This is a genomic window from Boudabousia marimammalium, from assembly GCF_001936115.1.
Taxonomy (GTDB): domain Bacteria; phylum Actinomycetota; class Actinomycetes; order Actinomycetales; family Actinomycetaceae; genus Boudabousia; species Boudabousia marimammalium.
Genome location: NZ_MPDM01000006.1, coordinates 81,139 through 92,347, shown reverse-complemented (window position 1 = coordinate 92,347; position 11,209 = coordinate 81,139). Strand labels below are relative to the sequence as shown.

Below are 11,209 nucleotides of genomic sequence, written 5' to 3'. Positions count from 1 at the left end.
GAGGCTACTCGGCTGCGCTTTCGCCACTACGACTGCGACGGCGACGCGGACGACGCTCACCGGGAGCGCGACCAGAAGCACGACGCTCACCAGAGCTGTCACCGTTGTCACTGCGGCGGCGCCCTCGGCCTCGGCCCTCACCGTGACTGGAACCGCGTCCCCCTTGGTGGCCACCGGAGCGACCCCCTCGGCCATGATTCTTACCGTGTCCCGTACCGCGACCTGAACTAGAACCACCCAAATCCACGTACTCTTCAGCGTCTAAACCCTCAGCGGTACGCTTCGAGCGCGCAATCCGGTCCTTCGCATCACGCGGAATGTTCAAATCATTGTAGAGATGCTCACTGGTGTGGTATGTCTCCACTGGCTCTGGCTTACCCAAACCCAAAGCACGATCAATCAAAGACCAACGCGGCACATCATCCCAGTCCACGAAAGTAACTGCGGTACCCGAAGCGCCCGCGCGACCAGTGCGGCCAATGCGGTGCAAATAGATCTTTTCATCTTCCGGGCACTGGTAGTTGATTACGTGCGTGACGTCATCAATGTCGAGGCCACGGGCAGCCACATCGGTTGCCACTAGCACATCAATCTTGCCGTTACGGAAAGCTCGCATCGCCTGCTCGCGTGCGCCCTGACCCAGATCGCCATGCAAGGCGCCGGCCGCAAAGTTGCGGGAAACCAGCTCCTCACACAGGCGCGCACAAGTGCGCTTCGTGCGGGCGAAAATAATGGTTTTGCCGCGGCCCTCAGCCTGCAAAATGCGGGTCACGACTTCCGGCTTATTCAGATTGTGAGCGCGGTAAACAACCTGCTTAATCGACTTCACAGTGGCGCCTTGATCAGTGGGATCTTGGGCACGAATATGGGTCGGGCGGGTCATGTAGCGACGCGCCATAGCGACGATAGCGCCCGGCATCGTCGCAGAGAACAGCATCGTGTGACGGTTCGCCGGAGTGCGAGAGAGCAAAGTCTCCACATCCGGCAAGAAGCCCAGATCCAGCATCTCATCAGCCTCATCCAAGATCACGGTCTTGACCCCCGACAGCACCAGATTCTTTCGCTTCATCAAATCAAGGAGACGGCCGGGCGTGCCGACAACAATCTCCACGCCCTTTTCTAGCTGATCAATCTGCGCGTCAAAACCGACGCCGCCATAGATTTCCAGAACCCGAGCCGACAGGTACTTGGACGCAACCTTCAAATCTTGCGCCACCTGCTTGCACAGCTCACGGGTGGGAACAATAATCAAAGCCTGCGGAGCGCCGGCGGTAAGGATCTTGTCAAAGCCTTCATCCTTCGGACCGAGCACCGACATGAGTGCGGGAATGCCGAAGCCCAAAGTTTTACCGGTACCGGTTTTCGCCTGACCAATAATGTCGTGGCGTCCCAAAGCGACCGGTAGGGTCAAAGCCTGGATGGGGAAGGGGTAGGTGATGCCCTCTTCAGTAAGGGCCTTCGCGATGCGCTCATCCACCCCGAAGTCGAGGAAGGATTTCTGATCCAAATCAACAGTTGACCCGTCTTCATCAGTAATATCGGCTGCCACCTGAACTTCAGGGGCCGGGCCGGAGACATCCTCAAGATTAACCACACCAGAAACGGTTGCGGTTTCGTTTTCTTCATTTTTTTCAGTCATTATCTGCCTTGTTGTAAAGCCGCAGTTAAATGGCCACACAAGGGTGCGGCGAACGGCATGTGTCGGCAGCCGATCGCGCAATATCTAAGCCGCCTCGGCGCAGAAAATCCCGCGCGGGCAGCGAATAAAACTCACAAATGGTAGTTACCGGTTAACGACCGGGCAGCCATGGACATTCCTATTCTATCGTGTTTCTTCCATTAGCGGTAAGATATGAGTTATAGGCGACAAGGGAGCTGTCATGAGTAAAGACGATAAATTGTTCACCAATCAAGAAGATAAACCTCTGGTTGAGGCCACTCCAGCACAGGCGGGCTTTGTAGCTTACGCCTCTTTAGCTGCTGTAGGTCGCATGGGTAAAGACTCAACGATGTGTCCTTCCGTGCATCAATCCCTCCAGCTGGCCGGGATGATGAGCCAGGCCTGTGAAGCCATCGATAATCTTCATCGGTGGGCGCAAAAACATGATGAGGAACTGCCCGGCTTGGTGGCTGCGTTCTACGGCAATGTGAATGACCTGGAATCTCGTTTGCGGCCCCGCGACTGGTGGGAGCGCCTAGTTAAGTCATATATCACCATTGGTCTGTTCGCTGACTTGGCCGCCGAGGTGGGTGCCGGCACTGATCTGCTGGAATGCGCTCCCGCGATGACTGACTACGGTTACGCTGACTTTGCCCGTCCGCTACTACTGGCGCATGTGGAAAATGACGAAGCTGAAACCGCCCGTTTATCCCTGTGGGGGCGGCGAGTTTTCGGTGAAACCCTCGGCCTCACCCGGGAAGGTTTGACGCTGCGTCTGGAGCTGGGGGTGCGTGGCACAACTAAACTGATTGAGGTGATGCACGCCCTCGGCGGAAAGCATGAGGACCGGATGGAGGCAGCCGGTTTGGCCGGTTAAACCAACTAGACGTCAGAAAGTGGGGCGACCGTGAGGAAGGAATCCTCCGGTCGCCCCACTTTTATGTTTGGGGGAGTGCTACTCTCCGGCGATTAGTCCGAAACCGACTGGACGTTTTTGCTCATCGGCAATCTCCACGAAACCAATCGACTTGCCGGGGACCATGACGACACGGCCCTTGCTGTCGGTCAGCTCCAAGGGGGTGCCATGAGTGGTCGCTTCAGCAACCTTGGCGTAGAGTTCTTCTTTGCTTAGCTCTAGGTTGGTGAGCGCGATTTCACGGGCTACCCCGCGAACGCCAATATTGATATTCATGCTTATCCTTCCAGTTTGGACACTGTCCTCTTAGAAGTAGAGTCTACGTGCCGAAGCGAGGTTGCGGGTGGTGGGAGGCTAACTTGTTCGCCTTCGGGGAAGTGATTTTCGGCTTTCGCATTGTCGAGGGGGTTAAATGTCCCGCCGGTGTGATTAGCTATATTCATGACAGTTTTCAATCTTTCCTCAGTCACTCCGACAGCAGTTGTGCAGCTCGATGAAGAGCAACAAGAGGCAGTTGAGGCATTTTCCCGTACAGGCAGGCTGGTTGTCGAGGGCGTGCCCGGCTCAGGTTTGACGACCGTGGCGCAGCGGGCGCTTGTTGTTGGAATCGCTGCGGAAGCAGCAAAAGCAGAATGGCCGAATCTGCGGCCACCCGTGATGGTGGTCGGCTCTCGAAGCCGGGCCATGTCGGTACAACAGTCCACCCGTGCGTTATTGGATGAAGCAAACTTGTCAGCGCGGCCGGTGGTGACGCCGGCAGCCCTTGCCTTCGAAGTGCTACGAACTTGGTATGTGGAACGTGCAGACCCTTTGCCTGCTCCGGTTTTGATTACGGGCGCAAAATTTGATGCTATCTTGGCGGATTTGATTACTCGGGTTCCGTCTCCCTGGCCGGCAGAACTCACTGAAGAAGTCCGGGGAAGCCAGCGGTTTAGGACTGAATCCCGCTCCCTAATTGAAGCGGCTGCGCAGGCCCGACTGTCCGCGGCGCAGATTGCTCACTTGGGGAAGGAAACTGGCCGCCCAGAATGGGTGGCGGTCGCTGAGATTCTCCAGTTCGTCGATGTTGCTTCCGCTGAGATAATCCGTTTGCAGGGCCTGCTTCCAGAAGGCGCCGCCGATTCCCGCTTTGAGTCTTTGAGTCAGATTCCTGATCTGGCGATCGAAAGTCTAGGCAACCGCCGGGAAGGCTTACAGCTGATTGCTCCTGGCGCTATGGTGCTAGCTGCCTTCCTCTTGGAGAACTGGGATGATTTAGCGCCGCTGGAAGGCGTGAATGCCACGGTGCCGCGGTGGTCAAGAATCGTGATTGATGGTGCGCAAGAGCTCTCTGAGGCGGCACTGGAGTTTACGGTTGCGGCGGCGGCAGATTCTCCGCTCCTGATTACCAACAGTCCTCATCAGTCCACTTCCGCCTATCGAGGCGGTGAAGTTAAAACCTCAAGTGCTCTGGGGGAGCGTGCGGGTGCGCAAGTAATACAACTGCATGGGCAACACCGACTGTCGGGGGAAATAGCTGAGCTGGCTGCCGATATTATCGAAAAGACCGGTGATAATCGTCGTCATTTAGCTTTCCCCCAGGTAGCGGGGGAATCGGTAGAAAACTTGGAGGTTCATGTTTTTGCTAGTGCCCTTCAAGAAGCCACCTGGTTGTCTCAGCGGATTCGCAGAGCCCACCTAGAAGATGGGGTTTCCTACGACCAGATGGCTGTGATTGTGCGCAGTCGAAAGAGCGTGGAGACACTATTTAGTCAGCTACGCGCTCGGGGCATTCCAGTGCAGATGCCAGCATCCTCAGTCCTGCTTTCCTCCCATCCAGTCAGCAATGATTTGCTTCGTCTTCTGGATGGCTCTATCAGCGTGCCGGAGCTACTGGTGAGTCCGCTGGTGGGGATGGACTCCATGATGGTGGCTAAATTGAAGCGGACTCTTGCCCGTGAATGGCGTATTTACCCGAAGTATTTGGAGTTTGGTGAGACTACTGTTTCACCCCAGATTAATGATGACGTGCAGGCGGACTGGGAGCGACTCCATCAGGCGCTCAGCCAGACTACCGACCTCGACGAAGCAGTCGCGTTGCTCCTTAGCGACACCAGTTTGATTGAGCATTATCAGCAGTACTGCCGCGGGAAGCAGGGGCTCTACAGTTTCGCCCAGCTGAAACCCGCTGCACGGCTACTAGAGGTAGCGAAAATGGCCCGTCAGCAGAGTCCGCGTTTGGGCTTGTCTTCGTTGTGGGAGACTGCCGGTAAGGCTGAGGCTTGGCGTGATCAGGCGATCTCCGGTGAGGAGTGGGCTGACGACTACCTTGATGTCGTCACCGCTTTGCTTCGGGCCGCAGATTTATGGGAGCAAAGCAATGAGGGCTTGAATGCTGCGCAGTTTGCAACAGAGCACCTCCAGCAGCAGATTGAATCTACTAACCTAGCTCATGCGGGAATCCGGCCACCCGCAGTCACTATTTTGACTGCAGCAGCCAGTGGGGGCAGGGAATGGGAGTACGTGTTCCTGGCGAACCTATGTGATGGAGAATGGCCGAATCTGGTCGCTCAGGATCATATTTTAGGGGCCGGGGATTTAAATGCCGTGGTCCGCTGGGGCAAAGAGTACCGCAGTGACCCTGATTCGCGGCGCCGTAATGCCCTCAACGATGAGCTCCGCATGTTGACCTGCGCGGTGTCGCGGGCGCGGGCGCAGCTGATTGTGACCGCTAGTTCTGATGAACAGAACTCTCCTTCATTACTACTCAATGCTTTGACTCCGTTGGAGAAGAAACTCAAGCGTAATGAAGACCAGAATATTGAGGTAGATGGGGTTCCTCCAGCTTTCGACATTCGTGGAACCACGGCTCGGCTACGCCGTGAGCTGCTCAATCCAGAGCTAGGCGAAGCTGAACGCGTAGCATACTCTGCTTTGCTGGCAGCTATTGCGCGATCTGCAAAAGAGACTAAAACTGAGTCCCCTTTCCCGCGGGAGGCCGAGGGGGCAGTCGCAGACCCGAAACTCTGGCCAGAGGCCTATCCGCTCTCCACTAATGCTCCGCTCACCCCCGACGGTGAAGAAGTCTATGTGAGCCCCTCCATGGTGGATACCTTGAAGAAGTGCCCGCTCAGCTGGTACACCTACACGGTTGCTTCAGAGCCGGCTAAGAGCGCCCAAGAGTTTGGCACATTCATTCACGCATTAGCAGAAAAATACCCCAGTTTACAAGCCGCTAGGGTCTCCAGTGTTGAAGAGCTTGCTTCCCTGATGATTAAAGAACTAGACGAAGCCTGGGACCAGATTGGGGAAGACCGGGAAACTGTTTCCGGGGGCGTCGCCTGGCGGCAAAACGTCAAGAAGATTGAACTGCTGGCCCAATACCTGTCTACCACCGTGAATCGGGTGCATACCGAATACACAGTTGACGCTAGGATTGGTCGCGCCCACATTCACGGTAGCGTGGATAGGTTGGAAGAACACCAAGACGGAGCAGTGAATGTCACTGATTTGAAGACAGGAAATACTGTCCCCTCGGTGAAGGCTACTCTGGAAAACTCGCAACTTTTGGCCTATCAGGTGGCTCTCCAACAGATGGGATGGACGGTCAGCGATGCCCGTTTGGTTTACACGAAGGGGACTAAAGAAGCCAGTGTGAGAACCCAGAAGCCGCTGATTAATCCAACAGAGGGGGAGCAGCCACCGGACCTCAAGCATCCTCGTCCCCTTCCTGACATTCAGCTATTGGAAGGTGACTCGCAGAGTATCAGCCTGCCAGTAGCGCAAGAATACATTGCGGCGGCGGCAGAAATGATGGCGGGTAATAGTTTCGCCTCCTGCGGTGATGACCGCTGCTCAGTATGCTCAGCGCACCGGTACACCAACTTGAACAGTGAATCCAAAGGGGTTATCTCATGAGTATTAAATACACTCCTGAAGAACTAGCAGCAGAGCTGGGTATCTTCGCTCCCACTCCAGAGCAAAAACTCATCATTGAAGCGCCGCAAGAACCCGCCCTAGTGGTAGCGGGTGCAGGATCAGGCAAGACCGAAACCATGGCGTCTCGCTTCGTGTACCTAGTTGCTAACCGTTTGGCTTCACCACATCAGATTCTGGGCCTGACTTTCACTCGAAAAGCGGCCACCGAACTAAGAGAGCGCGTGATGAATCGACTACGCGCCCTCGAAGAAAAGGGTCTGTGGGCTCCTGCCTCCGAAGACCGGATTCTGGGCCTGCAACCGGTTGTCTCTACCTATAACTCCTATTCGGCCAACCTCGTCAAAGAATACGGTTACCGGATTGGGGTATCACCTGATACCACGCTAATTGGGGATGCCCACCGGTGGATGATCATGGAAGAACTAGTGCGTGCCCTGCCGTATGAAGCAGACGGGGGAGACTTCGTGGACCGGACCGTGAACAGTCTCACCGCAGCTGCTTTGAGCCTTGCCTCCAGCCTGGGTGATCACAGCCTGCAGCCGGCCCAAGCACGGCAGGGCATCAACCAGCTTATAGATGAAATGACTGCGGGAAAAATCTACAGTCCGGCCAAGAAGATTGTGCAAGATTTAACTACTCGGGCTGCGTTAATGGACGTGGTCACTAGCTACCAGGACTACAAACTTGAGCATGGGCTAATTGACTTCTCTGACCAAATTTCGCTTGCCCACCAGATCGTCACCCAAGATGCCAGTATTGCGGCGCGAGAGGCCGGCCTGTACACAGATATTTTGCTGGACGAATTCCAGGACACCTCCGTTATCCAGCTGGACCTGCTGGCCAGTATTTTTGCTGGTAAATCTGTGACAGCTGTGGGTGACCCCCTCCAAGCTATTTACGGTTGGCGGGGCGCCTCCAGTGCTGCGCTAGAAACTTTCCAGGCCCGCTTCGGCGGCGGCAAAGAAGTCAGCAACTTTACGCTTTCCACTTCTTGGCGCAACGATGAAGCCATCTTGAATGTGGCAAACCAGGTTGCGCGAGAGCTCCGCCCAGATTCTTATGAGAGAGCCCAAAAAGAGGCTGACTTTGAGGTTGATGTGGATGCCCTCCGCGGCGGCGGTTATGTGCAGTCACCCCAACTGCAACCGCGTGCCGCTAACACGGGAGGCCTCGTTGAGGTTGGATATTTTGAAACTGAGGAAGCAGAAGCAGCCCGTGTTGCAGCCTGGCTGAAAGGCAAATACGACACCTACCAGGCAGAGGCCGCTGGTGATGAGACAAGCAGCAAGCGCGTCCCCAGTACTGCAATCCTTTGCCGCAAACGTGCAGACATGGGGCGAATGCAGGCCGCCTGTCAAGAGCTTAACCTGCCCGCCGCAGTCCTAGGGACAGGTGGCCTCCTCGGTGAGCCAATCATCCAAGATCTCCTCGCTGCCTTGCAGGTAGCGGAAGATAACAGCCGGGCTACCGCGCTCCTGAGACTTCTCACTAAATGGAATCTAGGGGCAGCGGACATCTATCGCTTAGCCCGCTGGGCTCGCAAAGATAGAGTCAAAGGTGTCAGCGCAGCTTCCGCCACCATTATTGACGTCATAGATAGTCTCACCGGCCTGGCCGCAGGTGAATCTGCTGACAAAGCAAATGAGCATGGCAGACTCAGTGACGAAGCTAGACAGCGTTGCCTGATCATTGCGCAGCAAATCAGGGAACTACGCCGGACAGCTGGCTTATCTCTAGTTGATCGGGTTCGGGCCGGAATCAGGATTTTCAACCTAGATGTTGAAGCCATGGTGAACCCGAACGAATCCTCCAGCATGAGGGCTCTAGACCAGTTCCTTGAACTAGCTCAAGAGTTCATGGAAAATGGCTCGCACGCCAGCCTCAGCCAATTCCTGGGCTGGCTGGAAGTTGCTGAAAAAGAAGAACGCGGATTAGAGGGCGTCACCCCGGACCCCGTGCCGGGGGCAGTGAACATTTTGACTATTCACGCTGCCAAAGGCTTGGAATGGGATTTCGTGGTTGTGCCAGCTTTGAACGAGGGGGATTTCCCCGGTAAAGCGGCCGCCAGAAAGGCAGATTCTTCCATGCCCAAACAATCCGGTTGGCTCAGCGGTATCACAGAAATGCCTTTCCCCCTCAGAGGTGACTACCAGTATCTGCCGCAATGGCAATGGGTGGAGCCGGCTACCGCAGCGGAAGAAAAGAACACCATTGACAGCTACCGGCAACGACTGGGAGTGCACGCACTCCGGGAAGAGAGACGCCTAGCGTATGTGGCATTTACGCGTGCCCGGACCGGCATGCTACTAACCGGCAGCTACCTGTCGGCTCGGCGGAAGACAGTCAGCCGTCCCTCCACCTTCATGACTCAAGTGCTAAACACTGCCGGCCTGAGAATCCTAGCCGCCGAAAACCAGGAAGGCAGCTTCGCAGAGCCTCCCACAGAGGAAAGAGTTGAAGCCTACCAGCAGGCGAAACTTCAAGAAATCTGGCCTCCTGAAGCCACCCCGCTGCAGCAGCAATCTCAGCAGGTGGCCGAAAAAGTCCAGCAACTAATCGGGCACACAGATGAAGAGCTTAATCAGCTCTTGGAAGCTGCCTTAGAGGCCGCTCCGGAGGAGGCGGCAGAAAAGATCCAACGCGCCCGACATGACGTGAAACTGCTTCTGGCTGAGCAGGCCGCGCAAAGAGAAGAGCAGACAGTTACCCTGCCCTTGCAGACGACCACCGCCACCAGTTTGCCTAGTTTGCTGGCGGACCGGCAGCGTGCGCTTTTGAACCTGAGACGGCCCATGCCGTCAATCACGACGGAGAGCACCCACTTGGGTAATCTCTTCCATGCCTGGGTGGAAAGAGAACTACGCTCCAGCGCCTCCTTATTGGATGATGAACCGACTTCACTACCTGTCGTCCTCACCGAAGCAGAGGGGCGCAAACTAGCGGCTTGGAAGAAGATTTTCCATCAACTACCGCTGTGGCAAACCCATGAGGCAGTAGAAGTTGAGCATGAATATGTGACACAAGTGGGCGGCGTGAATGTAATCTGCCGAATTGACGCGGTCGTGAAGAACCGTGAAAACGGCAAAATCATGCTAGTTGACTGGAAGACCGGTCGGGTTCCCAAAGACCAAGAGCACCTGTTCAACTATGCGGTGCAGCTACACCTTTACCGCTTGGCATACGCTAAGAAGCACCAGATTCCGCTCTCCGAACTAGAGGCCACACTGGTATTCTTCGGGGAAAATGGGCGCACCGTCAGCTATCAGGAACTGGTAGAAAAAGGCGTCCTCGGGGAGGATCCGCAGGCGCGAATTGAAGCCGCCCTTAACGGGACAACTACTGCGGGGGAAGCGTAGGCAATACGTCGGTCTCAACCCGATCAGGATTCACCTTACGGTCGGGTTGAGCAGCCGATTTCTTCGGCTCCGCCGGCTCAGTAGTTGCCTCTGGCTCTGGTCTCTGAGCTGGTTCCGGCAATACTGCTGGAATATCAGATGACTCCTGGGCGGGCGTCTCAACAGATGTTTCAACACCGCTAGGTTCTGCGGTAAACTCAGTCATCGTCTCTGCCGAGTCAGCAGGGTCACCCTCGGCCACCACCCGCAGGATCGGGACACCCGGAACCTTGTCCTCATCATCCTCAAGTGGCTGCCCGGCAACCGGGGTAAAAGACTCGAAATCTAAAGAATCATCCAGCTGATCCGCCAGATCGCGCAGCATCTGCGTGGCCTCAGAAATGATCTCCTGATCCTCAGCGGCCTGACCGGAAAGCAACCACTTGGCCAGATTCAGTTCCGTGATCAGCTGCGCCCGATCCTCCAAACGGCCCGCACCTTCAGGGGCAGCCAGCAGATACGAATCCAACATTCGTGTAAAGAAAGCATCCTCGGCCCCCGCCAAAGCCCAAGCAAAATCCTCGGCCGGGTCACCTACGTGAGCGCGCGAAAAATCTCGCATCCCCATCACCACGTTGCCCACAATCAGGAAGCTCTCCGCCTCCATGTCGCCATGCACCGTGCAGGGGCGGAACTCCCACAACTCATCATCATCAAGCATCCGATTCCAGCGCATAGATAACCGGCGGGGCAGCAAGCCGGTCTCCTGCGCGGACTTAACGGTGGCGCGATGCCGAGCACGAATCTGCGCGGCAGAATACACCGGCATTCCGGCATTATCAAGATTCCGCGGATGAACCCCATGCAAAGAGGCGACTGCCCGGCCCACCGACGCCCCCAAAGCCGCGTTACTCAAATCAGCATCAGACATGGACACGCCAGACATTTTCTGTTGCACCATCACGTCCCCATTGCGGCGGGTGCGGCCCATCGCCACCGGGACTGGAACCTCCACAATCAGCTCCCGCTTCTCATGCAAATGAGACAAAGACATGAGCAGAGCATACTGGGCTTCCAAAGACGCGCCAGCGGCGGAAGAACGCGGGGCCACCACCACATACTGATTGCCCTCTTCGTCAACCACACCGGTCACCTCCAAGTCCTCAGTCACGTACTGGGGTGGGCGGAGACCAACAATCCGGGCGTGGGGCAAAGCAGCTACCGCTAAAGAAGCCAAAGTCAAAGGATTCCGTTCATTCATCACACCCCAAGATTAGCGTAAAAACCCTTCACCTCAGCTCCCTGACATACCAAAAACTGCTGATAAAAGCAGAAAAACCACAGAATTTAGCGGTTATCCACATTTGTTTAGAAAAGCTT

6 protein-coding genes are annotated in these 11,209 nt (G+C 55.9%); 3 read left to right on the top strand and 3 right to left on the bottom strand.

Annotated elements, in window-relative coordinates; all coding sequences use genetic code 11:
• Positions 1-4 precede the first annotated feature (4 nt).
• Complete coding sequence (locus BM477_RS06595) at positions 5-1,639, bottom strand: DEAD/DEAH box helicase (protein ID WP_075361871.1); 1,635 nt, start codon at positions 1,637-1,639, stop codon at positions 5-7.
• A 241-nt stretch (positions 1,640-1,880) separates the two neighbouring features.
• On the opposite strand from BM477_RS06595, the gene BM477_RS06590 reads away from it, so the two are divergent.
• Complete coding sequence (locus tag BM477_RS06590; protein WP_075361870.1) at positions 1,881-2,537, top strand: ferritin-like fold-containing protein; 657 nt, start codon at positions 1,881-1,883, stop codon at positions 2,535-2,537.
• A gap of 78 nt (positions 2,538-2,615) precedes the next feature.
• Here the strand turns inward: BM477_RS06590 and BM477_RS06585 are convergent, their stop codons facing one another.
• Positions 2,616-2,852: a DUF3107 domain-containing protein gene (locus BM477_RS06585; protein WP_075361869.1), complete on the bottom strand. Its 237-nt coding sequence runs from the start codon at positions 2,850-2,852 to the stop codon at positions 2,616-2,618.
• Between the two features lie 165 nt (positions 2,853-3,017).
• On the opposite strand from BM477_RS06585, the gene BM477_RS06580 reads away from it, so the two are divergent.
• Both BM477_RS06580 and BM477_RS06575 read left to right on the top strand, forming a co-directional pair.
• Positions 3,018-6,473, top strand: coding sequence for a UrvD/REP family ATP-dependent DNA helicase (locus tag BM477_RS06580; protein WP_075361868.1), 3,456 nt, complete (start codon positions 3,018-3,020; stop codon positions 6,471-6,473).
• The gene (locus BM477_RS06575) at positions 6,470-9,850 is read left to right on the top strand and encodes an ATP-dependent DNA helicase (RefSeq protein WP_075361867.1); all 3,381 of its coding nucleotides are present in this window, start codon (positions 6,470-6,472) and stop codon (positions 9,848-9,850) included. The genes BM477_RS06580 and BM477_RS06575 overlap by 4 nt, the downstream gene beginning before the upstream one ends.
• Here the strand turns inward: BM477_RS06575 and BM477_RS06570 are convergent.
• Positions 9,831-11,090, bottom strand: a complete 1,260-nt coding sequence (locus BM477_RS06570; RefSeq protein WP_075361866.1) for a phosphotransferase — start codon at positions 11,088-11,090, stop codon at positions 9,831-9,833. The two genes, BM477_RS06575 and BM477_RS06570, sit on opposite strands and share 20 nt — an antisense overlap.
• Between the last annotated feature and the right edge of the window lie 119 nt (positions 11,091-11,209).

Coding starts and splice junctions, on each gene's coding strand:
- BM477_RS06595 (WP_075361871.1), bottom strand. CDS start 1,639: ATGACTGAAAAAAATGAAGAAAACGAAACCGCAACCGTTTCTGGTGTG.
- BM477_RS06590 (WP_075361870.1), top strand. CDS start 1,881: ATGAGTAAAGACGATAAATTGTTCACCAATCAAGAAGATAAACCTCTG.
- BM477_RS06585 (WP_075361869.1), bottom strand. CDS start 2,852: ATGAATATCAATATTGGCGTTCGCGGGGTAGCCCGTGAAATCGCGCTC.
- BM477_RS06580 (WP_075361868.1), top strand. CDS start 3,018: ATGACAGTTTTCAATCTTTCCTCAGTCACTCCGACAGCAGTTGTGCAG.
- BM477_RS06575 (WP_075361867.1), top strand. CDS start 6,470: ATGAGTATTAAATACACTCCTGAAGAACTAGCAGCAGAGCTGGGTATC.
- BM477_RS06570 (WP_075361866.1), bottom strand. CDS start 11,090: ATGAATGAACGGAATCCTTTGACTTTGGCTTCTTTAGCGGTAGCTGCT.